Origin of the sequence: Candidatus Pelagibacter sp., from assembly GCF_052049815.1 — a bacterium.
Classification (GTDB): domain Bacteria; phylum Pseudomonadota; class Alphaproteobacteria; order Pelagibacterales; family Pelagibacteraceae; genus Pelagibacter.
This window is the reverse complement of sequence record NZ_JBNGZG010000009.1, coordinates 1-23,518: the sequence shown is the minus strand read 5'-3', so window position 1 is coordinate 23,518 and position 23,518 is coordinate 1. Positions and strand designations below refer to the sequence as shown.

General features: G+C 28.4%; 31 protein-coding genes and 2 tRNA genes. 14 read left to right on the top strand and 19 right to left on the bottom strand.

The window, feature by feature from the left end:
* Positions 1-3: 3 nt before the first annotated feature.
* The 3 genes from rmuC to ACTT9D_RS03020 form a co-directional block, all read right to left on the bottom strand.
* A complete protein-coding gene (gene rmuC, locus ACTT9D_RS03030) occupies positions 4-912 on the bottom strand; it encodes a DNA recombination protein RmuC (protein ID WP_440930387.1) in 909 nt (302 codons plus the stop codon).
* Positions 913-1,133: 221 nt separating this feature from the next.
* Positions 1,134-1,820, bottom strand: a complete 687-nt coding sequence (locus ACTT9D_RS03025) for a PD-(D/E)XK nuclease family protein (protein WP_440930386.1) — start codon at positions 1,818-1,820, stop codon at positions 1,134-1,136.
* A 9-nt stretch (positions 1,821-1,829) separates the two neighbouring features.
* Positions 1,830-1,997, bottom strand: a complete 168-nt coding sequence (locus tag ACTT9D_RS03020; RefSeq protein ID WP_440930385.1) for a hypothetical protein — start codon at positions 1,995-1,997, stop codon at positions 1,830-1,832.
* 24 nt (positions 1,998-2,021) lie between these two features.
* On the opposite strand from ACTT9D_RS03020, the gene ACTT9D_RS03015 reads away from it, so the two are divergent.
* Positions 2,022-2,474, top strand: a complete 453-nt coding sequence (locus ACTT9D_RS03015; protein ID WP_440930384.1) for a hypothetical protein — start codon at positions 2,022-2,024, stop codon at positions 2,472-2,474.
* 31 nt (positions 2,475-2,505) lie between these two features.
* Entirely contained in the window at positions 2,506-2,637 is a 132-nt protein-coding gene (locus ACTT9D_RS03010) for a hypothetical protein (protein WP_440930383.1), read from the top strand.
* Here the strand turns inward: ACTT9D_RS03010 and hisG are convergent.
* The 11 genes from hisG to ACTT9D_RS02955 form a co-directional block, all read right to left on the bottom strand.
* Positions 2,620-3,309, bottom strand: coding sequence for an ATP phosphoribosyltransferase (hisG, locus tag ACTT9D_RS03005; protein WP_440930382.1), 690 nt, complete (start codon positions 3,307-3,309; stop codon positions 2,620-2,622). The genes ACTT9D_RS03010 and hisG overlap by 18 nt on opposite strands.
* Positions 3,306-4,352, bottom strand: coding sequence for an ATP phosphoribosyltransferase regulatory subunit (locus ACTT9D_RS03000; protein ID WP_440930381.1), 1,047 nt, complete (start codon positions 4,350-4,352; stop codon positions 3,306-3,308). The genes hisG and ACTT9D_RS03000 overlap by 4 nt, the downstream gene beginning before the upstream one ends.
* Complete coding sequence (hisS, locus tag ACTT9D_RS02995) at positions 4,330-5,724, bottom strand: histidine--tRNA ligase (protein ID WP_440930380.1); 1,395 nt, start codon at positions 5,722-5,724, stop codon at positions 4,330-4,332. The genes ACTT9D_RS03000 and hisS overlap by 23 nt, the downstream gene beginning before the upstream one ends.
* Positions 5,725-6,031: 307 nt before the next feature.
* Positions 6,032-6,247 carry a cold-shock protein gene (locus ACTT9D_RS02990; RefSeq protein WP_014953801.1) on the bottom strand — a complete coding sequence of 72 codons (216 nt, stop codon included), beginning with the start codon at positions 6,245-6,247 and terminating at the stop codon, positions 6,032-6,034.
* 87 nt (positions 6,248-6,334) lie between these two features.
* Positions 6,335-6,409 (bottom strand) — tRNA-Phe (locus tag ACTT9D_RS02985).
* Between the two features lie 5 nt (positions 6,410-6,414).
* Positions 6,415-6,630: a translation initiation factor IF-1 gene (infA, locus tag ACTT9D_RS02980; RefSeq protein ID WP_075519823.1), complete on the bottom strand. Its 216-nt coding sequence runs from the start codon at positions 6,628-6,630 to the stop codon at positions 6,415-6,417.
* Between the two features lie 2 nt (positions 6,631-6,632).
* A complete protein-coding gene (gene hisD / locus ACTT9D_RS02975) occupies positions 6,633-7,919 on the bottom strand; it encodes a histidinol dehydrogenase (protein WP_440930379.1) in 1,287 nt (428 codons plus the stop codon).
* A gap of 1 nt (position 7,920) precedes the next feature.
* Positions 7,921-8,313: a DUF2948 family protein gene (locus ACTT9D_RS02970; protein ID WP_440930378.1), complete on the bottom strand. Its 393-nt coding sequence runs from the start codon at positions 8,311-8,313 to the stop codon at positions 7,921-7,923.
* On the bottom strand, positions 8,310-9,569 hold the full coding sequence (murA, locus tag ACTT9D_RS02965) for a UDP-N-acetylglucosamine 1-carboxyvinyltransferase (RefSeq protein WP_440930377.1): 1,260 nt from the start codon (positions 9,567-9,569) through the stop codon (positions 8,310-8,312). Before murA ends, ACTT9D_RS02970 begins: the two co-directional genes overlap by 4 nt.
* Positions 9,570-9,573: 4 nt before the next feature.
* Complete coding sequence (gene dcd, locus ACTT9D_RS02960; RefSeq protein ID WP_014953806.1) at positions 9,574-10,131, bottom strand: dCTP deaminase; 558 nt, start codon at positions 10,129-10,131, stop codon at positions 9,574-9,576.
* 97 nt (positions 10,132-10,228) lie between these two features.
* The gene (locus tag ACTT9D_RS02955) at positions 10,229-10,429 is read right to left on the bottom strand and encodes a hypothetical protein (RefSeq protein ID WP_440930376.1); all 201 of its coding nucleotides are present in this window, start codon (positions 10,427-10,429) and stop codon (positions 10,229-10,231) included.
* 102 nt (positions 10,430-10,531) lie between these two features.
* Between ACTT9D_RS02955 and ACTT9D_RS02950 the strand changes: the two genes are divergently transcribed.
* Positions 10,532-10,605, top strand: a tRNA-Thr gene (locus ACTT9D_RS02950).
* On the opposite strand, the gene ACTT9D_RS02945 is transcribed toward ACTT9D_RS02950, so the two are convergent.
* Complete coding sequence (locus ACTT9D_RS02945; RefSeq protein WP_440930375.1) at positions 10,606-11,325, bottom strand: TVP38/TMEM64 family protein; 720 nt, start codon at positions 11,323-11,325, stop codon at positions 10,606-10,608. It abuts the tRNA gene before it with no gap.
* A 98-nt stretch (positions 11,326-11,423) separates the two neighbouring features.
* Between ACTT9D_RS02945 and rpmH the strand changes: the two genes are divergently transcribed.
* The 10 genes from rpmH to ACTT9D_RS02895 are packed head-to-tail and all read left to right on the top strand — an operon-like array spanning position 11,424 to position 18,848.
* Positions 11,424-11,585, top strand: a complete 162-nt coding sequence (gene rpmH, locus ACTT9D_RS02940) for a 50S ribosomal protein L34 (RefSeq protein ID WP_014953810.1) — start codon at positions 11,424-11,426, stop codon at positions 11,583-11,585.
* A 9-nt stretch (positions 11,586-11,594) separates the two neighbouring features.
* The gene (rnpA, locus tag ACTT9D_RS02935; RefSeq protein ID WP_440930374.1) at positions 11,595-11,936 is read left to right on the top strand and encodes a ribonuclease P protein component; all 342 of its coding nucleotides are present in this window, start codon (positions 11,595-11,597) and stop codon (positions 11,934-11,936) included.
* Entirely contained in the window at positions 11,936-12,187 is a 252-nt protein-coding gene (gene yidD, locus ACTT9D_RS02930; RefSeq protein ID WP_440930373.1) for a membrane protein insertion efficiency factor YidD, read from the top strand. The genes rnpA and yidD overlap by 1 nt, the downstream gene beginning before the upstream one ends.
* Positions 12,187-13,869 carry a membrane protein insertase YidC gene (yidC, locus tag ACTT9D_RS02925; protein WP_440930372.1) on the top strand — a complete coding sequence of 561 codons (1,683 nt, stop codon included), beginning with the start codon at positions 12,187-12,189 and terminating at the stop codon, positions 13,867-13,869. The genes yidD and yidC overlap by 1 nt, the downstream gene beginning before the upstream one ends.
* Positions 13,870-14,736, top strand: coding sequence for an acetylglutamate kinase (gene argB, locus ACTT9D_RS02920; RefSeq protein WP_440930371.1), 867 nt, complete (start codon positions 13,870-13,872; stop codon positions 14,734-14,736). It begins immediately after the preceding gene.
* The gene (locus tag ACTT9D_RS02915; protein ID WP_440930370.1) at positions 14,733-15,404 is read left to right on the top strand and encodes a pyrimidine 5'-nucleotidase; all 672 of its coding nucleotides are present in this window, start codon (positions 14,733-14,735) and stop codon (positions 15,402-15,404) included. The genes argB and ACTT9D_RS02915 overlap by 4 nt, the downstream gene beginning before the upstream one ends.
* Positions 15,405-15,407: 3 nt before the next feature.
* Entirely contained in the window at positions 15,408-16,235 is an 828-nt protein-coding gene (dapD, locus tag ACTT9D_RS02910; protein ID WP_440930369.1) for a 2,3,4,5-tetrahydropyridine-2,6-dicarboxylate N-succinyltransferase, read from the top strand.
* Position 16,236: 1 nt separating this feature from the next.
* Positions 16,237-17,391, top strand: coding sequence for a succinyl-diaminopimelate desuccinylase (gene dapE, locus ACTT9D_RS02905; protein ID WP_440930368.1), 1,155 nt, complete (start codon positions 16,237-16,239; stop codon positions 17,389-17,391).
* Positions 17,388-18,317, top strand: coding sequence for a histone deacetylase family protein (locus ACTT9D_RS02900; RefSeq protein ID WP_440930367.1), 930 nt, complete (start codon positions 17,388-17,390; stop codon positions 18,315-18,317). The genes dapE and ACTT9D_RS02900 overlap by 4 nt, the downstream gene beginning before the upstream one ends.
* A 33-nt stretch (positions 18,318-18,350) precedes the next feature.
* Positions 18,351-18,848, top strand: coding sequence for an SET domain-containing protein (locus ACTT9D_RS02895; protein ID WP_440930366.1), 498 nt, complete (start codon positions 18,351-18,353; stop codon positions 18,846-18,848).
* Here ACTT9D_RS02895 and truA read toward each other — a convergent pair.
* The 4 genes from truA to ACTT9D_RS02875 are packed head-to-tail and all read right to left on the bottom strand — an operon-like array spanning position 18,822 to position 22,806.
* On the bottom strand, positions 18,822-19,562 hold the full coding sequence (gene truA / locus ACTT9D_RS02890) for a tRNA pseudouridine(38-40) synthase TruA (protein ID WP_440930365.1): 741 nt from the start codon (positions 19,560-19,562) through the stop codon (positions 18,822-18,824). The two genes, ACTT9D_RS02895 and truA, sit on opposite strands and share 27 nt — an antisense overlap.
* Entirely contained in the window at positions 19,555-20,484 is a 930-nt protein-coding gene (gene fmt, locus ACTT9D_RS02885; RefSeq protein ID WP_440930364.1) for a methionyl-tRNA formyltransferase, read from the bottom strand. Before fmt ends, truA begins: the two co-directional genes overlap by 8 nt.
* Positions 20,485-20,487: 3 nt before the next feature.
* On the bottom strand, positions 20,488-21,006 hold the full coding sequence (gene def, locus ACTT9D_RS02880) for a peptide deformylase (RefSeq protein WP_440930363.1): 519 nt from the start codon (positions 21,004-21,006) through the stop codon (positions 20,488-20,490).
* Positions 21,007-21,027: 21 nt separating this feature from the next.
* Positions 21,028-22,806 (bottom strand): hypothetical protein, encoded by a 1,779-nt coding sequence (locus tag ACTT9D_RS02875; RefSeq protein ID WP_440930362.1) that lies wholly within the window; start codon positions 22,804-22,806, stop codon positions 21,028-21,030.
* 217 nt (positions 22,807-23,023) lie between these two features.
* On the opposite strand from ACTT9D_RS02875, the gene ACTT9D_RS02870 reads away from it, so the two are divergent.
* The coding region (locus ACTT9D_RS02870; RefSeq protein ID WP_440930361.1) for a shikimate kinase at positions 23,024-23,518 on the top strand (495 nt) is incomplete at its 3' end.

The following is a 23,518-nucleotide window of genomic DNA, read 5'->3' as shown; positions in this document are numbered from 1 at the left end:
AAATTATCCTACTTTCTTATTTTCAAGATTTGATTTTTCATCAAGATCTAAGTTTTGTATTTTATTTGATGTTTTAGTTATCTTGCTAACTGAGGTCTTTATTTCCTCAATAGTCTCAGAATTTTTTCCGTGTCTTTTTTCTAACTCTTCAAATTTAGATTTAAATGTATTTATGACTTGTGCTAATACAGAAACTTCTTTTTGAATAACATGAGTTTGTTCATACATTTCTCTATTTTGAATTAATAATTTATAAGTCCTTAAAAAAGCCCACATAGTGTTCGGACTGGTAATAATCACATTTTTCTCCCTTGCTTTTTTTATGAAATCTTCAGAAATTTCACATATTTCTCTAAATACACCTTCCGAAGCTACAAACATTAAAGCTAAAGGTGCAGTTTCGCCCGTAATGATATATTTTTCTGAAATGGCTTTGATATGGTTATTTACGTCTTTTTCAAATTCTTTGAATAAACTTTTCTTAATATTTTCATCTGTTGCCTGCTTATACTTTTCATAATTATTCCAAACAAACTTAGAATCTATTGCTATAGTTTCATTGGTAGTTTCAAATTTTAATAAGCAATCAACTTTTTTTCCATTAGAGAAAGTATGTTGAAAATCATAATGTTTTTCAATTAAACAATCTTTAACGATATTTTCTAAATACTCTTCTCCAAGTCTTCCTCTCTTAGTTTTATCACTAAAAAGATTTTCAAAATTAATTAATTTTTTATTTAAATTTTCTATTGTTTCTTGAGCTTTTTCTATAATGCCCAATCTTTCTTGAATATCTGCAAGGTTAACTTGGGTACCATCATTAGATTGATCTTTACTGCCTAATTTTTGATAAATTAAAACAACTCCAATGATTAGGACCAATATTCCAAAAAAACCTATATATTCCAACACTTTTACTCCTTCGTTTAATTTACGAAGTCTAGCTTAAATGAGAGTTCAGAAAGGATTTAACAGAAAGATCAACTCCGCATCTAAACTAGTAGCTTCGTTTTAAATTTAAATTTGTGATTAAATGAGAAGTAAGTGTGAACTAAACATCTGCATCTAAACAAGTAGCTTAAATTTAGTATTTTCATAATAAATCAAGGAAAAACAAAAGTCAATAAAAAAAATTAACCGTTTAATTTCATATTATAATACTGTTCTACACGTTCTAAAAATTTTTTTTGATAATCTTTTAGCCTTTCAGAATCAATTATAAATCTTTGAAACATTAAATCTTTTGTACAAAGTAGTATTACACCTTGATTAATATTAGTTCCATGAACTTGATTGTGAGCTAATGAATAAGCACCTAATTGTAAATAATAATCCTCATTCCATTCATCTTTTCGAGGTTTGTTACCTTGTTTAAAATCTAAAATAGTTTGACGATTTTCATAAACACCAATTAAATCAGCAGCACCAGCAAATTTACCAGGATAATATAAAGTTGCTTCCACACCCCATACCTCACTCAATTTATCTCTTAAACCATTTTCAATAATTTGATCAGCCATTTTACGTTCTAAAGTGTTATCTCCTAATAAATCTAAATTTAATTTACCTAATAGAAATAACTCTAGAAATGAGTGCATCTCAGAACCTCTATTCAAAGATTGTCTTGAAATGTGATCTGCCTCTTTAGCCCCAATTTTTTGGCGCCATCGCTCAAGACTTGCTTTCTGTTCTTCAGTTTTTGTAGCATTTAATATGGTTGTAACGCTTGGAAGTTTTTCACTATTTACGTCATAAAGCCTTTGACCATTATAATAAGCCCTTATTGATTTTGGATAATTATATTTAGTATTAAGCTTCATATCTTTTGCTTATTTCATTAACACTATATTTTCATCTTCTTGATTTACATCTTTTTTATTTTGATCTTTAAAATTTTTCATTTCTTTATAAAGTTTAACAAAATCTTTACGTGAACCTTTTTTTTTACCTAACTCTCTAAACTTTTGTGTCCATTTATTTCGTTCTTTTTTTTCCATAATTAATAATTATAATCTATTTAAGTGAATAAAAAAGATCATAATAGAAACCCCAAAGGTAATAATCAATGGGTTCTCCGTACTGATGAAGAGCTTCAAAAAATAATTGATAGCAAACCACGAAATTGGACTAAGAAAGATTTTAGAGGAGAAACTAAACTAAACAAGATTAAATACCTAACTAGAAAAGAAACAGATAGACCAGGTCTTAAGTTTTATCATTCAGGTAAAAGAATAAATATGAATAATATTGTAAAACATTCGACTAAAGAGAGTATTGATCAATTTAAAAAAGGTGAGATTGACATTGATACTTTTAAAAATCGAGCTTCTACAAAAAAAATTAGAGATCAAATGACTTTAAAGGAAAAAGAAGAATATGACAAAAAGATATATGCAAATTTAACCGATGAACAATTAGAAGCTAAAAGAAAAAGACAAAAAAAATGGTACTATCAACAAAAAGATAATAATTGAAATGTATTATTTGTAAGGTAAAAATATTTTAATGGATCTAATTTTTTTATTTAAGATTGCAGTTGTGATTGGTTTGCTTGTGGGTGCTTATGCAGTGCTGAGAAATCTTGATATAGTTAAAATTATCCTAGTATATTTCAAAGATCTAATACTTCGAAAGTAACCTAACTAATTTATTAAAACCTTTTATCTTATTTGATGATTTAGAGGTCATCATACAAAGCTCAGATTTTAAAATATAACCATCATTTATTATTCTTAGATTATTAGCTTTAAGAGTAGCGCCTGTACTTGTTATATCAGTGATAATCTCAGATGAATTTGTAAAGGGTGCTACCTCCGTGCTACCATGAGATTTTACAAGAGAAAATTGAGTTATTCCTTTGTTATAGAAAAACTCTCTTGTTAAACGAGGGTATTTAGTTGCCACTCTAAGTCTTTTTTTCTTTTTTTCTTTAAATTCAAAAGCAATTTCTTCTAAGTCGGCACAACTATAACAATCAAGCCAATCATTGCTTACAGCAACTACTAAAGTTGCTTGTCCAAATGGATATTTCTTTTCAACTTTAATTTTATTTTGAACAGTAATTTCACTTTCTTTTAATAAATCAAAACCAGAAAAACCAAGATCTAATGACTTATCTGCAAGTCTCTCTATTATTTCTCTTGCATGTAAGTAGATGATTTGAATGTTTTTTTTACCCTTAACTGAACCAAATAAATCTCTATCACCTCTTTCTGAGATTAATTTTAATTTATTTTTCTTAAAGATATTCAAAACATCTTTTCTTAATCTTCCTTTGCTTGGGATCCCTATTTTAATTATCTGGCTCATAGATTAATAGCTGCTCCTACTGCATTTACTTTTTTGCTTGAACCAAGATCGGAAATTAAACTGTCATATCTGCCACCTGAGATTAATTGAACTTGTTTTGAATTAATTTTCACATCAATTCTAAAAACCATTCCTGTGTAATACTCAAGTTGTCTGCCAAATGATGATGAAAATACTACATTTAATTTTGAAATTTTATTTGATGAAAGAGGAAAATATCTTTGGTCAACTGCAAGATTAATTCTATTTTTTTTAAAAAATTTATTTAATTGATCAGCTGCTTTATTGATTGGACATTTAATCTTTAAAAATTCTTTAATTATTCTTGATACTTTTTTACCTTCACTAGCTTTTCTAGGGTTTTTAATTTTTTCATCAAATCTTTTTAGAATTTCTTCATAAGATCTTCCTGCAACTAAAGCACTTGGATCTTTCTTTAGTAAGTTAAGATAAAGCTTTTTATCTAGATCAACTACAGTTGGATCAATATCAGCATTAGTCTCTAATCTTTTTAAAAGATCATTAAAATAATCTTCTCTCCAAAAGTGTCTAATTAATCTTAATTTCCAACGTGAAGGAATTTCAAGTTTGTCTATAAGTAATTTAAATATCTCAACATTACCAATGGTTAAAATTCCAGACGAAAATTTAATATTTTTAAGAGATTTAAGAGAGGTATTTATGATTTCTTTATCATCATTTTTTTCATCCTTTGATCCTAATATTTCAAATCCTATTTGATCTCTAATGATAGATTTTTTCTTATCATTATTTTTTCTATACGCTTGACCACTATAGAAAATTTTTTGTTTACCTTTTAAATTATTATCTAAATACCGTAAGCAAGATGCAATTGTTAGATCCGGTCTTAAACAAAGTTCAGTTCCATCTTGATCATGAAATGAGAAAATAAACTTTCTAAAATTTTCACCAGATCTTTGGACGATATGATCTGCCTCAATTACAGAGGGTAAATTGATATATTTATATCCTTTAGACTTTACTGATCTAAGGATATTTTCAGATAAATTTTTTGACTTCATTGATTAGTTCTTTTCTTGAAATAGTTTTGTTATTTTCGCCTTTAATGCCTTGAAGGTCTTTAATAGTTACAGTGTTATCTTTAAATTCATTTTCACCACAAATAATTGCCAATAATAATCCTCTTTTATTTGCATAAGTAAGCTGTTTGCCTAAGTTCTTTTTGCTATCTAAAAACACTTCAGCATTAATGTTATTAGTTCTTAATTCATCTACTAATTCATAATAATTTTTTAAATATTTTTGATCCATAACACATACAAGAACAGGTTTTTGTTCTTTAATTTTAATCTGATCTAATTGAGTTAATGCAAACAACAATCTATCCACACCAAAGCTAATACCGGTACCTGGTATATCTACACCTTTAAATCTTGAGATAAGTTTTGCATAAGCTCCACCTGAACAGATACTTCCAATATCTACTTCTTTTCCTTTATTGTTTTTAATTTCAAAATTTAGATTTGTTTCAACAATGAACCCATCATAGTACGCAAGACCTCTAACAATTGTAAAATTAGTCTGGACTTGGTCTGTTGCATTACCAAAGCCAATTACTTCAAAGAAATCTTCTAATTCTTTAATTCCTTCTTGTGATAATTCATTTGTTAATTTTTGCTTTAATTCTTTTATGTCTTTGATTTTTAAAAAATCTAATATTTGTTTAACTTGATCATCATTTAAATCAGCACCTTTTGTAATAGCGCCTGATGCATCTTTTCTTTCTTTTTTTAATAATGCTTCAACACCTATTAAGCCAAATCCTGGTTTGTCTAATTTATCTATGGCTCTGATAACTTTTAATTGTTTTTCCTCAGAAATATTAAGTTCATTGATTAAACCTTGAACTATTTTTCTATTACTTACGTTGATTGTAAACTGTTCTTTATTTAATCCACAATCTAAAAGGGTACTGGTAATTAAATTACAAAGCTCTGCATTTGCTTGGGCAGGATTTGTATTTCCAATAATATCAAAGTCTGCCTGCATAAATTCTCGGTATCTACCATTACCTGGTTTTTCATTTCTAAAGACATTTTGAATGGCATATCTTTTATAAACAGATGGAAGTTCTTGATTATTTTGTGCAACAAATCTAGCTAACGGACTTGATAAGTCGTACCTTAAAGTAATACTTTTATCTCCATCTTTAAAACTAAATACATCAGACATAGGATTGGCCTCGTCTTCTGCTAAAAACGATCCTATATTTTCACTGATTTCAAAAGAGGGTGTCTCTAATGGTTCAGCACCAAATTTAATAAAATTATTCTCAATCTCTTTTAAAAGTTGTTTTTTTAAGACTAACTTTTTATCCCAACGATCTTCAAACCCAGATGGTAGCGAAGGATTGAGTTTTTTTTCTTTTTCCATTTTAGTGGTACTTTGGGTAGGTTACGCTCCTACGACTTCGGATCCACAAACCGACGTGATACTATTTCACCACCAAAGCTTATATTAATAGTTTTATATTATTTTTAAGTGAATTTAAAATTATTTTATATTTGAAAATAGCTAGCCTTAGCCAGCATGATTGATATGTCTATGCGTAGCTCTGTTCGTATCGATTTTTAAAGCTATTTTTATCATGGGCAACTTCTAAGATAATTCTGAAATATTACAAGTAAAAAAAAAGGGAGTTTGCTTTCGCAAACCCCCTTTCAAAATTTTGTAAAATTTATTAGCCTTCTTGTTTTACCAAGTTAACTGCGCTTGGGCCTTTTGGACCATCTTCTAAAGTAAACTCAAGTGAGTCTCCTTCATTTAAAAATCTCAAACCAGCATCTTTTACTGCACTAGCATGAACAAAGGCATCCTTTTCACCATCTTCTCTTTCGATGAAACCATAACCTTTTTTACCGTTAAACCACTTAACTTTACCTTTTAATGTACTCATTTTATTTCTTAGTCCTTTTGTTATTTATAAAGCCGAGAAAGTAGTTTTTTTAATAGGAATATCAAGTAGAAATTAAAAAATTTTGGGTGGTGGCTGAGGAAGGATTCGCACCTCCGACACAAGCCTTTTCAGGGCTCTGCTCTACTCCTGAGCTACTCAGCCTTAAGTTATCCTCTAAAGATTATTCTTCCTTTAGTAAGATCATAAGGTGTCATTTCAACCGTAACATTATCACCTTGTAAAACTCTAATTCTATTCTTTCTAAGTTTACCGGCAGTGTGTGCAGTCACGATATGACCATTTTCTAATTGAACTCTAAACATTGCGTTAGGTAATAAGTCAGTTACCTTGCCTTTGAATTCAAGTAGATCTTGTTTTGACAAATTTATTTTCTCCTAATTCTTTTTATGATTGATTGAGCGTGTCCTTCTAATCTTTCATAGTTTGCAAGAGTTATAGCTGATGGTCCAAGACTTTCAATACCCTTTTTTGATAAGTTTATATATGAGATTTTTTTAACAAACTCTGAAACACTTAGTCCACTTGAATATTTACTTGTCATATTAGTAGGTAGCACGTGGTTTGTTCCTGGCACACCATAGTCAGTCATTGCCATTACTGCATATTTTCCTAAACAAATTGATCCTGCATTTTTAATTTTTGGAACAAGAGATTTATAATTTTTTGTATTAAGCTCTAAATGTTCTGGTCCTATTTTATTAATTATATCTGTAATTTTTGTATCAGAATTAACAAACATTAATATTCCATTAGTAATTAGGCTTTTTCTTGCAATTGAAGATCTTGGAATTTCCTTCAATTGTTTTGTTATTTCATTTTTTGTTCGTTCTAAAATATTTTGATCTTTAGAAATTAAAATACATTGAGCAAGTGGATCATGTTCGGCTTGACCAAGCAAATCACTTGCAATCCATTCAGGGTTCGATGTTTTGTCAGCTACAACTAAAACTTCTGAAGGACCAGCAGTCATTGCTTCTATTCCAATATCACCAGATACTTCTTTTTTTGCAGCTGATACGAATTGATTCCCAGGTCCTACGATTTTATTGACTGATTTAATTTTTTTTGTTCCATAAGCAGCAGCTGCAATTGCAGATGGACCACCAATTGAATAGATCTCTTTTATCTTGCATTTTTTAGCTGCATACAAAACTGCAGGATTTTGTTTACCTTTATAACCAGGATTGATCATGACAATCCTTTTTACACCAGCAACAATTGCTGGAATTGCATTCATTAAAACGCTTGATGGATATGAGGCTGTGGATCCAGGAACATAAATTGCAACAGACTCTAATGGTACATATTTATAATCAATCTTATTTTTATACTTATCAGTGTATGAAATATTTTTAAATTTTTGTAAGGAATGAAATTTATAAATTCTATTATATGCAGCATCTATTGCTTGTTTTACTTTTTTATCTAAAGATTTAATTAGTTTATTTATTTGTTTAGTAGATGGGACAATTACATTATTTTTGTTAAATCTTTTTTCATACTTCAGTAATGCTTTATCTCCATTTTTTTTAACATCTTTAATAATATTAGTTACAGATACAGAGCTAGATTTAAGTTTTGCTCGTCTTTGGTTAAGCAAACTTTCTAGTGATTTATCAAAATTTTTACTTTTTATATTTAAAGATTTCATTTTAATTTGTTTGATCTTCTAGTCTTACCTCTATTGTTTCAGCCGAAAGAGATATATGTGCATTATTACTAAATATCAAATCAATCTCATATACTTCATTATTTTTGAGATAATTGATACCAATTAACTCCAATGGTATTTCAAGATTTTTTTGATTAATGTTTTTTGATTTTACATTGCTTACAAAATCAAATTTACAGATACTATTAACTTTTTTGTCTTCTTCACCTGTCTCAATTTTTGTTCTTTCCATTGAAATTAAAAATACTTTATTTTCCTTTAAATATTTAATATTTGCTACATTTGTTATAGCTCCTGCACAACAAGCAGATATCATCTGTAATCCTTCATTATCAACAGCAATAATTTTTGCTAAATATTTTTTTTCACTCATTTTAATCTTTTTATTTTTACACCAATTTTTTTCAATTTATTCTCAATATTTTCATACCCTCTATCTAGATGATAGATTCTATTAATTACTGATTTTCCATTTGCTACTATTGCGGCTAAAACAAGTGCAACAGATGCTCTTAAATCACTAGACATTAACTCTGCACCAATAAAATTTGTTTTTCCCTCAATTATAGCTTTATTATTTTTGATGTTTATTTTTGCTCCTAATCTTTGAAGTTCTGCAACATGCATAAATCTATTTTCAAAAATACTTTCAGTAATAATACTTTTGCCATTAGCTTTACATAACAACACCATAAACTGTGCCTGAAGATCAGTTGGAAAACTTGGATACTCTTTAGTTTTGATATTTTTTAAAGGTCTGATTTTATCTGGTCCTTTAATTCGAATATTATTTTCTGAAGTTTTAATTTTTGCTCCAATTCTTTTTAACAAATTTAATTCTGTATTAATTATCTTTGGATTTAAATTTTGAATTTCTAAATCTCCTTTTGATAATGTAGCTGCTACACAAAATGTGCCTGTCTCTATTCGATCAGCCATTACTGAATATTCAGTTTGATTTAATGATTTAACTCCTACTATTTCACAAGTTCTGCCTTTCCATTTAATATTTGCTCCAGCTGTGTTTAAAAAATTTGTTAAGTCTTTTATTTCTGGTTCAACAGCACAATTTTTTATAATAGTTTTTCCATTAGCTAAGCAGGCAGCTATAATTGTATTTTCTGTTGCACCAACGCTTATATTGGAAAACCTAAGTGTTGTGCCTTTTAATTTTCCTTTTGATTTTGCATGAATATATCCTTTTTTGATGTCATATTTCATACCCAGCTTTTTTAATGCTGATAAGTGATAATTAACTGGTCGAGCACCAATTAAACAACCCCCTGGTAATGAGGTAATCGATTTTTGAAACTTAGAAACTAATGGACCTAGAACAAGAATTGATCCTCTCATAGTTTTAACAAGGGAATAACTTGCAAAAGTTTTCATATTTTTTTTATTCTGAATTTTTGCAGTTCTTTTGTCTTTAGAGAGACTAATTTTTGAGCCTAGAGATTTTAATAGACTTAACATTGTATCTATGTCTTTTACTCTTGGTAAGTTCTTTATCGTAACTGGTTTATCAAATAATAATGTTGAAGCCAATATTGGTAGAGAAGCATTTTTAGATCCAGATATCTTAACTTGGCCTTTAAGTCGGCAAGGACCCTCAATCAAAAATTTATCCATAGAATTATTTTATTTTTGCAACTTGTATTGTTGTTTGGCCTTGGTACTTACCGTTTTTTGATTTGTAAGTAGTTTCAGGTTGAGTTTCAGATTTAAAAAATAAAAATTGAGCAATTCCTTCATTAGAATAAATTTTTGCTGGATTAGGAGTAGTATTAGATAATTCTATTACAATGTTACCCTCGAACTCATTTTCAATTGGTGTAACATTACAAATAATACCTGTTCTTGCATAAGTACTTTTTCCAACGCAAATACATAAAACATCTTTTGGAATTCTAAAATATTCAACCGTCTTTGCTAAAACAAACGAATTAGGTGGAATAATGCAATGTGGCCCCTTACGCTCAATAAAATTATCGTCTGAAAAATTTTTTGGATCGACTAGTGAATTATTTACATTAGTGAAAATTCTATATTCATCTGATATTCTTACATCATAGCCCATGCTACTTAAACCATATGATATTTTTCCTTCGGAAACCTGATGATCTAAAAAAGGTTCGATCATGTTGTGCTCTTTGCACATTTTTTTTATCCAAGAGTCAGGTTGAATAGACATTATTTAGATTTTTTTTTATTTTTTTTTTGAAATAGTTTTCTCTTTTTTAAATTTTTTCTAAGAGCTAAACTTAAGCGCTCATTTTTATCCTTAGTGGTCATTCCTTCTCTGGGTTTGTCAAAAAATCTAAAGATATAGGCTTGTTTGGATCTAGTGGTTTAGCTTTTGGTTCTTCTTTTTTTGGACCTTCCTTAGCAAGTCTTTTTGCTTTTTTTTCTGCAAGCTTTCTTTCACGCTTTGCTTGCTTCTCCATTAATTTGTTTCCTTTAGTAGATTTATAATCGTAATGAATGCCCATAAAAAAATTCCTCAAGTAGATATAAAACAATTTTCTAAAAAAATTAAGGCAATAATTTGTAAAAAATGCTTTATTATCAATAAATTACAAAAACTTTTTATCGCCCCCATAGTTAAATGGCATAACGTGTCCATGGTAAGGATAAATTTCAAGTTCGATTCTTGGTGGGGGCACCACTATTTTTTATAGAATATTTTTCTAATTGTAATTGTAATTATTACTAAAATTATAAAGGCAATTATTGGAATATAAATATCTGGGGAAGATATCAATTTTACAACACTAGGTGCTTCTTCATTTTGATCAATAATTTTTTCTAATCCACTTCCAAGCGATACCCAAATAAAAACCTGCGGTATTAAACCAATTAAAGTTGATACAAAAAAGTTAAATACTTTTACGTTGAAAATGCATGGCAAGACATTTGAAATGGCGAAAGGAATTCCTCCGACAAAACGATAGACCAACATATAATTTAATTCAGATTTTTTGAACTTACTTTCAAGATTTTGAAATTTATTCAAAAACTTATCTTTAATTAAATCTTTTAAAAAATAGTTTGCAAATATATACAATCCAGTTGCACCTATAGTTAATCCTATTACAGAAAATAATGTTCCTAACCATTTACCAAACACAAAACCTGCAAATAAGACTATTGGAGTGCCAAATCCTCCTGCTTGAACCCAAAAGATTGTAAAAATGATAAATAGTGCTCCTAAAATTAATAGATTTGATTGACGTAGTTCAAAAAAGTAATCTCTATTATTTTTTATAAAGTCATAACTAGTTATTTCTTGAAGTGTAAATTTGGAAAAGAAAAAATATAAAAATAACAAAACTAGAGAAACATAGAATAAAGCGATAAAAATTTTGACTTTTTTTGTTTTTTCCATGAATATTAATAATAAATTTTAAATCTTCTAATTGCTATTTATAAATTTAGTTAATATAAAGAGCCAAATTTTAACAAAAATTTAATCAATTTTTACATATGAAAAGAACTTGGCAGCCAAAAAAGAAAAAGAGACTAAAGAAACACGGTTTTCGTTCAAAAATGAAAACTAAAGGTGGTCAGAAACTTTTAAAAAGAAGAAGAGCTAGAGGAAGAAAAAATCTAACAGTATCTTCAACGGTTAAAAGAAAAAGGAAATAAATCTATTTAATGAAAAGCAAAATTCTTGCTCTTTCTAAAAATGAAGATTTCAAATCACTTCTTAAAAAAAGAAAAGTCAGCAATAAATTTGTGACAATTTTTTTTGGTAAACTTTTAGACAAAGATACCAAAAAACTTAATATTAGCTTTGTAACAAAAAGAAAAATTGGAAATGCCGTTAAAAGGAACAAAATTAAGAGAAGATTAAGAAATATAACTAATGAAGCAGTTAAAAAAGTATCCATAAACTTTAACTATTCATTTCTTGTTATTGCTAAGCCAACTATGCTAAATAACGACTACTTAAATATAAAAGAAACTCTATTTAGGGATTTTGAAAGAATTAAATAATGAATATTTTTGTTAAAGGATTAATTTATTTTATTAAAGGGTATAAATATTTAATAAGCCCTTTACTTGGTCCTTCATGTAGATATTTACCAACTTGTTCTGAATACAGCATTGAAGCTTTAAAAACTTTTGGTTTGCTCAAAGGCACATTTCTAAGCTTAAAAAGAATTTTATCATGTCATCCAATAAAATTTTTAGGGGGTGGCGAAGGATTTGATCCTGTAAACAAAAAACTTAAGGCTAAAAAATAATGGATCAAAAAAATGTAGTAGCAGCAATTTCTTTATCGGCGGCAGTTATAATTCTCTATTCATTATTTTTTGCTCCAGAGCCTCAACCAAGAAATCAAAATTTAGCTGAAAAAAATAAAACTGAACAAAATTCAGATGCTCCAAGTTTAGAGCAAAAAGAGAATTTAGTTAAAATTTCTAGAGATGAAGCGATTGATCAAAATGAGAGAATTCAATTTGAAAATGAAAATATAATTGGTTCAATTTCACTTAAAGGTGCGATTATTGATGATTTAACATTCAAAAATTATGACACAACGCTTGAAAGTGACGTTAACGTTACATTGCTAAACCCTAGAAATATTGAAGATGGATATTTTATAGAAAGTGGATTTGTAACAACTGATAAAAATATAGACATTCCAAATACAGATTCTGTTTGGTCTATAATTGGAAACAACCAACTTAGAGAAGGAAGTCCTATAAAATTAGCATGGACAAATGATCAAGGAATTACTTTTGAAAAAGAAATATCTATAGATAACAAGTTCTTATTTACTATTAATCAAAAAGTGATTAATTCAACTGATAAAAAATATGATTTTTATTCATATGGCCAAATTATAAGAAATAAAATTCCTGAGGGATTATCTAACTTTTATATTCTACATGAAGGTATGTTAGCTGCATTAGATGGTGAACTTATTGAAAAAGATTATGATGACATAGAAGAAGAAAAATTCTCAATGAATGCTCAAAAAGGATGGTTCGGTGTTGGAGATAAATATTGGATAAGCTCTATAGTTCCTCCTAGAAATAAAGAATTTAAAACAACTTTTGATTTTAAAAATAAATTTAGGGCAAACTATATATCTACAGAAGCAATCGAGTTAGGCAGTAATTCTTCAATAGAAGATCAAATGCAGGTTATTGTTGCCGCAAAGAGAGTTGATACTGTAGATGGATATGCTGCTGAATTAAATATTGATAAATTTGATTTGGTAATTGATTGGGGATTTTTGTATTTCATAACTAAGCCCCTGTTCTACGCGATTGATTATTTCTTTAAATTATTAGGTAATTATGGATTAGCAATTATTGCTGTCACGTTCTGTATTCGTCTTGCATTCTTTCCACTTGCTAACTTTTCATTCAGAAGTATGGCAAAAATGAAAGCTCTTACACCTGAAATGACACGTCTCAAAGAGTTATATAAAAATGACAAGATGAAATTACAGCAGGAAATGATGGCCTTATATAAAAAAGAAAAGGTAAATCCAATGTCAGGTTGTTTGCCAATAATGATCCAAATTCCTGTGTTCTTTGCTTTATATAAAGTTTTGTTCGTTACAATTGAAATGAGACAAATGCCATTTTATGGATGGATACAAGATTTATCAGAGAGAGACCCAACATCTCTATTTAATTTATTTGGATTGTTGCCTTACGATGTTCCTTCATTCCTAGTAATTGGAGCGTGGCCAGTTGCAATGGGTGTGTCTATGTGGGTACAACAAAAATTAAATCCAGCGCCAACAGATCCAACTCAAGCAAAAATATTTGCATTCTTTCCATTGTTTTTAACAGTCATTTTAGCACCATTCCCAGCAGGATTAGTAATTTATTGGACAGTAAATAATATCTTAACAATGGCTCAGCAACTTTTCATAATGAAGAGAACTACAGTAAAAACTACTACATAAATGTCCTTTTTAAGCGATGCTGAAATAAATTCTATTATTCCAAAATCTGGCCCTTCTGCTGAACAAGTAAAAAAATATTTAGAAAAATATAACGATGAATATATCGTCATCAAATGTGGTGGTAGTGTTTTAACTAATACAGAATTATATGATCTGTTAATCAATGATATTTCTACACTAAAAAAATTAGGTTTTTATCCTGTAATTATTCATGGAGGAGGAAAAAAAATTACTGAAAAACTCAAAGAATTAAATATTGAATCTAACTTTATAAACGGACTAAGAGTTACAGATAAGGACACAATAAAAGTTGTTGAAAATGTACTATCTGAGTTCAATAAAGAAATAGTTTTATCTTTAGAAAAAACTGGAATAAAAGCACAACAATTTACTTCAAAAGATAGTTCAATTATTGAAGCTACTAAGGAAAATGAAGAACTTGGATTTGTAGGCTTACCTACAAAAATAAATAATTCTAAAATTCAAGATTCAATTAAATCTAATAAAATCCCAGTGATAGCACCTTTGGGTATTGATGATGATAATAATATATATAACATAAATGCTGACACTGCAGCTGGAGCAATAGCAAAATCACTAAATGCTAGACGATTATTAATTTTAAGTGATGTGGAAGGAGTTTTAGATAATCAAAAAAATCTTATCAGTGAAATAAATTCTCAAACCTCTGAAGAATTAATTAAACAAGAAGTAATTACAGGTGGAATGATACCAAAGATAAAAAACTGTCTAGATGTAGCTTCAAATGGAGTAAAGGGAGTTTGTATAATTGATGGAAGAAAGCCTCATTCAATTTTATTTGAACTTTTATCAGATCAGGGTTCAGGAACTTTAATTAGAAAATGAAAGAACTTAAAAATATAAAAAATATACTTTTTGATTGTGACGGAGTTTTATATCAAGATTTAGAAGCAGTATTTGGTCAAGTGAGTAGAAAAATGACTGAATATATTTCAAATAAACTTAATGTAGATTTAAAAAAAGCAAAAGAACTTCAAACTAATTATTTCCATAAATACAACACAAGTTTAAACGGACTAATGATCCACCATAAAATTGATCCTAAAGAATTTTTAGATTTTGTTCATGATATTGATTTATCTTTTTTAGAAAAAGATATTACTTTAAGACATGAATTAGAAAATATTAATTTACGAAAATTTGTTTTCACAAATGGTAGTCATGATCATGTAAAACATATCACTACAACTCTGGGTATTGATGATCAATTTGAGGGAATATTTGATATTGTTGATGCAGAGTATCATCCAAAACCAGAAGCTAAGGCATTTGATTTAATGATAGAAAAATTCAAAATTGATCCAAAAGAAACCCTTTACATTGAAGATATTGCAAAGAACTTATCAATTGGCAAAGAACGAGGAACAATTACTGCTTGGTTAATTAATAACGAGGAATGGGGTAAAAAAGAATCTGATAAAGAATATATTGATTATAAAATTGAAAATCTTACTTTATTTTTAAAAGAAATAAGGTTATTAAAAAACCAATAAATTATGAGTACAGAAAACATTATAAATGAAGCTTGGGAAAATAAAGATCAAGTTAATCAAAATTCAGATCAAAAATTAAAAGATACTATCAATCAAGTAATAGAAGATTTAGATAGTGGTAAATCAAGAGTTGCTGAAAAGATAAACGGTGAATGGGTTACCCATCAACATCTTAAAAAAGCAATAATGTTGAGTTTTAGAATTCATGGTATGGAAACTTTAGATGGACCGTATTCTGCCTGGAGAGATAAAGCGCATTTGTTGAAAGGGAAAACAGCTGGATGGACAAATGATGATTTTGAAAAAGCAGGTTTTAGAATGGTTCCTAACACAGCTATGAGAAAAGGTTCATATGTTGCGAAAAATGTAGTTCTCATGCCAAGTTATATAAATATTGGAGCTTACATAGATGAAGGTACTATGATGGATACTTTTAGTCGTGCGGGGAGTTGCTGTCAGATTGGAAAAAATTGTCATATTTCAGCTGGAACTGGTATTGGCGGAGTTTTAGAGCCAGCACAAGCACTTCCAACTATTATTGAAGATAATGTTTTCGTAGGTGCAATGTCAGAGGTTGTTGAAGGTGTTATTGTTGGTGAAGGATCAGTATTAAGTATGGGTATGTATATCGGTCAATCAACTAAAATTGTGAATAGAAAAACAGGTGAGGTAACTCACGGAAAAATACCACCTTATTCAGTAGTTGTTCCAGGTTCATTACCAGATAAGAATAATCCTGCTGCACCCTCTTTATATTGTGCAGTTATCATCAAACAAGTAGACGAAAAGACTAGATCTAAAACATCAGTAAACGATCTTTTAAGAGACTAAAATGCAAAAAATCAATGAACTGCAGTTAGCCAAAGAGCTAATAAGATTTCCATCTATTACACCCATCGATGCAGGCGTCATGGGTCATTTAGAAAAAAAATTAAAATCACTTGGTTTTAAAACTAAGATTTTAATTTTCTCTGAAAAAAATACGAAGCCGGTAAAAAATTTATATGCAAGACTTGGGAACAAAAGTCCAAACCTTTGTTTTGCTGGTCATTTAGATGTAGTACCGCCAGGAAATATTAAAGACTGGACAATTAATCCTTTTAAACCAGCGTTAAAAAAAGGACATTTAATTGGTAGAGGTGCAAATGATATGAAGAGTTCGATTGCAGCATTTGTTTCTGCTGTCAGTAAATTTATCTCAAATAATAAATTTAATGGATCTATCAGCTTGTTAATTACCGGTGATGAAGAAGGTATTGCAGTAAATGGTACAAAAAAAGTTGTTGATTATTTGAGAAAGAAAAAAGAAAAAATAAATTTTTGTATAGTTGGTGAACCTACTAATCCAAATAAATTAGGAGAAATGATTAAAATTGGAAGACGTGGTAGCATGAATGGCAAACTTACTATTCATGGCATACAAGGTCATGTTGCTTATCCACATAGAGCAAAAAATCCTGTTACTTCGTTAATAAAAATTTTAAATGAATTTAAAGATATTAAATTTGATAAAGGAACGAAAGATTTTCAACCTTCTAATTTGGAAATTACAAAAATGAATATAAATAATAATGCTGATAATGTAATTCCTGCGGCAGCATCAGCTACGTTTAATATCAGATTTAACAACAAACATTCATCTAGTTCTATTAAAAATAAATTAAATAAAATTATAAAAAAAATTACTTCAAAAAATAAGGTGAAATTTGAAATAAATTATAGAGTTTCAGGTGAGGCTTTCTTGTCAAAACCAAATGCTACAACTTATATGATTAGAGATGTTGTAAAAAAAGTAACTAAATTGAATCCAAAATTATCTACTACTGGCGGAACATCAGATGCAAGATTTATTAGAAAAATAAGTCCCTGTCTTGAATTTGGATTAGTAGGTAAAACAATGCATAAAGTAGACGAGGCAGTATCGATAAGCGACTTGAAAAGACTTACAGAAATCTACCAAAAAATTCTTAAGAATTATTTCAATTGAAAACAGGTTTAATAACTACTGATACTTATCAAAATCATGACACTGGGAGTGGTCATCCAGAAAAAGTGGATAGGGTCTCAGTGGTAATTGATAATTTCAAAAAGCTAAAAAATAAAAATTTAATTTGGGAAAAACCAAAAAAATTTGACTTAAATCTTTTAAAGACAACACACACATCAAATTATATCGATTTTGTAAGCAATTCTTTTCCCTCTGATGGACTGGAATTCTTAGATGGAGATACAATTGTTTCGCCTGGCAGTAAAGATGCAACGACTGATGCTGTGGGTTCTATAATTACAGCCATAGATGGTGTCATTGAAAAAAAATATAAAAATGCATTTTGTGCAGTACGGCCGCCTGGTCATCATGCTGAAAAAGATAAAGCAATGGGTTTTTGTATTTATAATAATGTAGCTGTTGGTGCCACTTATTTAATTGAAAAATTTCAATATAAAAAAGTGGCAATAATTGATTTCGATGTTCATCATGGAAACGGAACTCAAGATATATTTTATGATAATGAAAAGGTTCTTTATATTTCAACCCACCAATTTCCATACTACCCTGGCTCTGGATCTGATATCGAAAAAGGGAAGTATAATAATATATTTAATTTACCCTTAGAGGCCGGGACAACATCTGAACAATATTTAAATGCTTACGAATACGTCTTAAAAAAACTAGAAGAATTTAAACCAGAATTTATTTTATTTTCAGCAGGGTTTGATGCACATAAAAATGATCCTCTTGCACAATTAAAATTAGAAACAGAAGATTTTTACACAATCACTCAAAGAACGTTACAACTTGCAAAAGAATATTGTAATGGAAAAGTAGTATCTATTTTAGAGGGTGGGTATGATTTAAATGCATTAAGAGACTGCACTAAAAGACATGTGGATGCTTTAATAGAATTTAATTGATAATTATTTTTTTCCTAATAAAGAGATCAAGAAATGAAGTTATATAGAATTCATAAATCCAATATTGATAAAAAAGGAAGAGGTCTTTATGCTACAAAAGACATAAAGGCTGGAACTAAAATTATTGATTATGTAGGAAAACTAATTACAAAAAAACAAACCGAAGAGTCTGATAAATACGACAATAGCAAACCAATTTACTTATTTACTATTAACAAGAAATACGACTTAGATGGTGATTTTCCATGGAACACTGCAGGATTAATTAATCATTCTTGTGATAATAATTGTGACTATGATGGTAAAGGGCTGAAAATTTGGGTTAAAGCAATTAGAGACATAAAAAAAGGAGAAGAATTTACATGCGACTATGGTTTTGGTTTTGATGAGAATTACAAACAATTCCCCTGCAAATGTAAATCAAAAAACTGTTGTGGTTACATTGTAAGAGCCGAATCTAGATGGCGAATAAATAAAAAATTTGCGATGAGTAATAAAAAAAATCTAATAAAAAACTCTCTCAAGAAATAATCCCTCAGCCGGTGCAGGTGGTGCACAAAGCTTCCTATTTTTTGACTTCATAACTTTTATAAATTGGCTGAGTGTCCATTTTTTTTCACCTAAGTATTTCAAACAACCAACCATTGATCTGACTTGTTGTTGTAAAAATGATTGAGATTGAAATTTTAAGATAATTTTGTTGTTCTTACTTGAAACTGTTACTTTCTCCATTGTTCTAATTGGGCTTTTGGCATTACAACTTGAGGCTCTAAAAGTTGAAAAATCTTTTTTCCCTAAAAGTTTTTGTGCGCCCTTTTTCATTAATTTAATATCTAAGTCTTTTCTCACATGCCACGATCTTCTCTTTTCAATAACTGGCATACTGGTACGATTTATTATGACATATTTATAAAGTCTTTTTTTGGCTGAAAATCTTGCATGAAAATTTGAATTTTTTTTAATCAATCTTAATAAAGAGATTTGATAAGGGTTAATAAAAAAATTTAATGAATTAAAAAATTTTTTTATATCTTTAATTTCATTTAATGTATCAAAATGGGCTGATTGTTGAATTGCATGCACTCCTGAATCTGTACGACCTGAGCCGTAAACTTTTATTTTTTCTTTAAGAATTTTTGATATTTCTTGCTGGAGTAATCCTTGAACAGTAATTCCTTTTTTCTGAACTTGCCATCCTCTAAAATTAGTGCCAACATATTCAATTAGAATTTGATATCTAATCATTGGGTAAAATCATACCCTTTTTAATCCTTGAACCTAACATAAACTCATTAATTGACTGAACTCTTTTACCCTGTCTTTGTATTTCAAGAATTTTGACCGATTTATTATCTCCACAAATTATTTCTAATTCATCTGATGTAACTTCTCCTATCTTGCCAACCGCATTTCCAATTTTTGATTTTAAAATTTTGTATCTCTCTCCTGCAAAATTAAACCATGCTCCTGGCACAGGATATAATCCATTTACTTTACCTAGTATTTGCTCAGCTTTTTCATTCCAATTTATTCTTCCCTCAGATTTATCAATTTTTGGTGCATAAGTTGCTTTTGAGTGATCTTGTTCAATAAAGTTAGCTTTATCATCTAGAATATTATCAATTTCATCTAAGATTTTTTCTGCAGCTAATAAAGATAGTTTCTCAGAAATTTCTTCTGCATTTTCATCACCTATTTCTAATTTATATTGATTTGAAACAGCACCAGAATCTAATTCCTCATTTATTCTCATCATACTAATTCCTGTCTCTTTATCTAAATTCATTATTGATCTTTGAATTGGTGCTGCACCTCTCCACTTAGGAAGTAAGGATGCATGAATATTAATAAAACCTTTTTTTGTAAGACTTAAGATATTTTTTGGAATAATTTGACCATAAGCAACTACAACTGCAAGATCTGCTTCATGATTTTTAATAAATTCGTATTCCTCTTGATTGTCTTTCAATGATTCTGGCGCTCTAAATTCAATATTCAATGTTTCAGAAATTCCTTGAATAGGAGATTTATTTACTTTTTGTCCTCTTTTTGATCTTTGTGGTGGCTGAGTATAAACACAAGTTACTGGATAACCATTTTGATAAAGAGATTTCAAAATTGGCACAGAGAACATTGGTGTGCCCATAAAAATAATTCTTTTAGGCATTAATTATAATACTGCTGAATTTGATTTTAACTTAGAAAGTTTTTTCAAAATCATTGATTTTTTTAATTTTGATAAATAGTCAATAAATAGGATACCTTCAAGATGATCCATTTCATGTTGAACACAAGTTGCTAATAATCCATCAGCACTTATTGTTTGTTTATCTCCATTATAATCTAAAAATTCGATATCGCATTTACTTGGTCTATCAATTTCAGCAAATTGATTTGGTACTGACAAACATCCTTCTTCGTAAGTAGATTTTACAGGATTTTTATTTTTAATAACTGGGTTAACAAAATACATAGGTTCTTTTTTATTTTCATCTTTACTAATATCCATGACTATAATTCTTTTTGGTATTCCAACTTGTATTGCCGCTAGACCAATTCCGTTTGCGGCATACATAGTTTCTAACATATCATCCATTAACAACTGTTCTTCTTTACCCACACTTTCTACAGGTTGAGATATCTGTCTTAAAATCTTATTTGGTTCTGTCAAAATAGTTCTTACAGTCATAATTTTATTTTAATCTAATTTTTAAACTTTTAAAGGTAGAACTTTTAAAAGCATTCTGTTTCTTATTGGATCGATGTCTAATTTATTCAAAGTACTGATTATAAAATAGATTGTATCATCATCTATTTCTTCAATATTATCTTGACCAATAACTTGTGCGATTCTCAACAGCGCTCCACCTATATCTTCTTTAATTATCATATTTTGAATATCAGTTGGTATTTCTTTATCATCATCGATTTTATAAAGATCATCATATTTTTCAGAAACTTTGATACCATCAGATTTTAAAGCCTCTATAAAAATTATATCTTTTTTTGATAAAAAATATTTTTTATTCTTTTTTATTTTTTTTAAAAAGTTTTCAACTTCTTTTTCAATTTCTTTTAATTTGTATCCGTTATCAAAATAATTAACTAATTTTGATTGATGTAATATTTTGTTGTTAAATTTTATTTCAGAGTTTTCACTTGCTACTGTTTTGTTTGTATTAGCGCTATAAAATGTAGTAAAATTTGATGGCACATCCTCTATTTCAATATTTGCTAAAAATTTATCCAACTCACTATCAAAAGCATTACCAATGTTTTCCTCAAGAAAAGAATCTTTAAGGATTTTCATTAATTCCAGTTTTTTCTGAACATCTGTAGTTAGTAATATTCCTTGATATACAAGAGCTCTGCCTTCAGATTTTGGAAGAAGCTTATATGAGTCTTTTATTGTGAGTAATTGATTAATATTAAATTGAAATTTTTTATAAATTTCATACAGTTCATTTTCTGAATAATTTTGATCATGCGTTGCATTTTCAATTACTGATATTTTTTCAAGATCTGAAATATCAATTTGATCTGCCTTAAATAATAGATTTGAAGAAGATAAGTAACTCCAAATTATTTTTGAAGTATTTTGATTTGGCTCAAATGCAAAATTGGGATTAATTCTATGCGCTAAGTGAAAATCTAATATAGAATTTTCTGAAATTTCCTCTGGCATTTCTTCCGTTAAGCCTAATAAATAATTTATTTTTTCCTCAAAATATTTATCCTCAAATCCTAATTCTTTTCTTAAATCATAAATTAACTGTGCTTGTTCTTTCTCATCAGAATCTATCAAGCAATATAATTTAAACTTAAATAAATACTCATCTTCAGGTGAAGATTTTGATTTTTCAAAAATTTGACATGCTTTTTCAAGATTTGATTTAGATAAATGCTCATTTATTAAATGATTAACTAGTTCTGGATTCTCATTTAATAATTCATTACTTATTAAGTATTCCTCAATTAAATCCAAATTTGAATTTTTAATTAACCAATTTGATTTAATATTTGAAAACTCTTCAAAAGATATATCTTTACTTGGGTAATTTGCATTAGTTAATAATGAAATTTCAATTATTTTATTTGCGTCTTTTGATAAATTTATTTTATCTAAACTTGTAAATATATTCTTTAATTCACTTCCATTTGAATTACGCCACATCTGCATACTCAAACCATTTTCAGAAGGATCATATAATCCAAGTATTTTTATATCTTTAGATTCGAGTTTTTGATCTAGTAATATTTCACTTTCAATCTTTAAGTCTTCTGTGTCAATTGTTTGCTGCCCAGTAATTTCTTCATTCGATTCTATTGTTTCGACTTTCTCTTCTGTAATTGCTTGTTCATCAGTTTTAGATTTATCTATATTCCATATATCAACTGGCTCATCTTGTGCATATAAATTAAATGAAAATAGAAAAAATAATATTAAAAAAATACTATTTTTTTTATTTAACAATTTTGAAATTTTCATTGGGAATTATTTTCTCAATAGTTTTCTTCGGTGATGGAAAATCAACTTTATTAAGCAAAAAAACAACACCAAAAAAAATTAATACAACGATTACTAATTTAATCGATAGACTAAATATATTAAAATTGGATGACCTTGTTTTTTTTTGTAATTGCATATAATCTAAGAATTATTTTCAAATTAAGACATATTTGTGTTTTTTCAATAAATAAACTTAATGAAATCTTTTAAAAATATAGTTTTTTTAGGTATGATGGGTTCTGGTAAGACCACAGTTGGAAAGATGATTTCTAAAAAATTGAATATTGATTTCTTTGATGTTGATCAAGAAATAGAAAATAAAACAAAACAATCAATTAAAGATATTTTTGAAAAAAAGGGGGAGATTTTTTTTAGAAAGTTAGAAGAAAAAGTATCTTTAGCAGTCTTAAGAAAAAACCAGGGGGTCATTTCTCTAGGGGGTGGTGCTTTTTTGAATAGGAATATACAAAAAGAAGTTTTAGAAAACCATCTATCAGTTTGGCTAAGATGGGATGATATAACTCTAATTAAAAGAATTAAAAATAGTAAGAAAAGACCAGTTGTTACAAAACTTAATGAAGATGAGTTAAAAAAGCTTATTAAAGAAAGATCAAAAACTTATTCAAAATCACACTTAAAAATAAAATGTGATAATTTAAGCAAACAAGAAATTGTAAATAAAATAATTAAA

Coding starts and splice junctions, on each gene's coding strand:
- ACTT9D_RS03025 (WP_440930386.1), bottom strand. CDS start 1,820: ATGAAGCTTAATACTAAATATAATTATCCAAAATCAATAAGGGCTTAT.
- ACTT9D_RS03020 (WP_440930385.1), bottom strand. CDS start 1,997: ATGGAAAAAAAAGAACGAAATAAATGGACACAAAAGTTTAGAGAGTTA.
- ACTT9D_RS03010 (WP_440930383.1), top strand. CDS start 2,506: ATGGATCTAATTTTTTTATTTAAGATTGCAGTTGTGATTGGTTTGCTT.
- hisG (WP_440930382.1), bottom strand. CDS start 3,309: ATGAGCCAGATAATTAAAATAGGGATCCCAAGCAAAGGAAGATTAAGA.
- ACTT9D_RS03000 (WP_440930381.1), bottom strand. CDS start 4,352: ATGAAGTCAAAAAATTTATCTGAAAATATCCTTAGATCAGTAAAGTCT.
- hisS (WP_440930380.1), bottom strand. CDS start 5,724: ATGGAAAAAGAAAAAAAACTCAATCCTTCGCTACCATCTGGGTTTGAA.
- ACTT9D_RS02990 (WP_014953801.1), bottom strand. CDS start 6,247: ATGAGTACATTAAAAGGTAAAGTTAAGTGGTTTAACGGTAAAAAAGGT.
- hisD (WP_440930379.1), bottom strand. CDS start 7,919: ATGAAATCTTTAAATATAAAAAGTAAAAATTTTGATAAATCACTAGAA.
- ACTT9D_RS02970 (WP_440930378.1), bottom strand. CDS start 8,313: ATGAGTGAAAAAAAATATTTAGCAAAAATTATTGCTGTTGATAATGAA.
- murA (WP_440930377.1), bottom strand. CDS start 9,569: ATGGATAAATTTTTGATTGAGGGTCCTTGCCGACTTAAAGGCCAAGTT.
- dcd (WP_014953806.1), bottom strand. CDS start 10,131: ATGTCTATTCAACCTGACTCTTGGATAAAAAAAATGTGCAAAGAGCAC.
- ACTT9D_RS02955 (WP_440930376.1), bottom strand. CDS start 10,429: ATGGGCATTCATTACGATTATAAATCTACTAAAGGAAACAAATTAATG.
- ACTT9D_RS02945 (WP_440930375.1), bottom strand. CDS start 11,325: ATGGAAAAAACAAAAAAAGTCAAAATTTTTATCGCTTTATTCTATGTT.
- rpmH (WP_014953810.1), top strand. CDS start 11,424: ATGAAAAGAACTTGGCAGCCAAAAAAGAAAAAGAGACTAAAGAAACAC.
- rnpA (WP_440930374.1), top strand. CDS start 11,595: ATGAAAAGCAAAATTCTTGCTCTTTCTAAAAATGAAGATTTCAAATCA.
- yidD (WP_440930373.1), top strand. CDS start 11,936: ATGAATATTTTTGTTAAAGGATTAATTTATTTTATTAAAGGGTATAAA.
- yidC (WP_440930372.1), top strand. CDS start 12,187: ATGGATCAAAAAAATGTAGTAGCAGCAATTTCTTTATCGGCGGCAGTT.
- argB (WP_440930371.1), top strand. CDS start 13,870: ATGTCCTTTTTAAGCGATGCTGAAATAAATTCTATTATTCCAAAATCT.
- ACTT9D_RS02915 (WP_440930370.1), top strand. CDS start 14,733: ATGAAAGAACTTAAAAATATAAAAAATATACTTTTTGATTGTGACGGA.
- dapD (WP_440930369.1), top strand. CDS start 15,408: ATGAGTACAGAAAACATTATAAATGAAGCTTGGGAAAATAAAGATCAA.
- dapE (WP_440930368.1), top strand. CDS start 16,237: ATGCAAAAAATCAATGAACTGCAGTTAGCCAAAGAGCTAATAAGATTT.
- ACTT9D_RS02895 (WP_440930366.1), top strand. CDS start 18,351: ATGAAGTTATATAGAATTCATAAATCCAATATTGATAAAAAAGGAAGA.
- truA (WP_440930365.1), bottom strand. CDS start 19,562: ATGATTAGATATCAAATTCTAATTGAATATGTTGGCACTAATTTTAGA.
- fmt (WP_440930364.1), bottom strand. CDS start 20,484: ATGCCTAAAAGAATTATTTTTATGGGCACACCAATGTTCTCTGTGCCA.
- def (WP_440930363.1), bottom strand. CDS start 21,006: ATGACTGTAAGAACTATTTTGACAGAACCAAATAAGATTTTAAGACAG.
- ACTT9D_RS02875 (WP_440930362.1), bottom strand. CDS start 22,806: ATGAAAATTTCAAAATTGTTAAATAAAAAAAATAGTATTTTTTTAATA.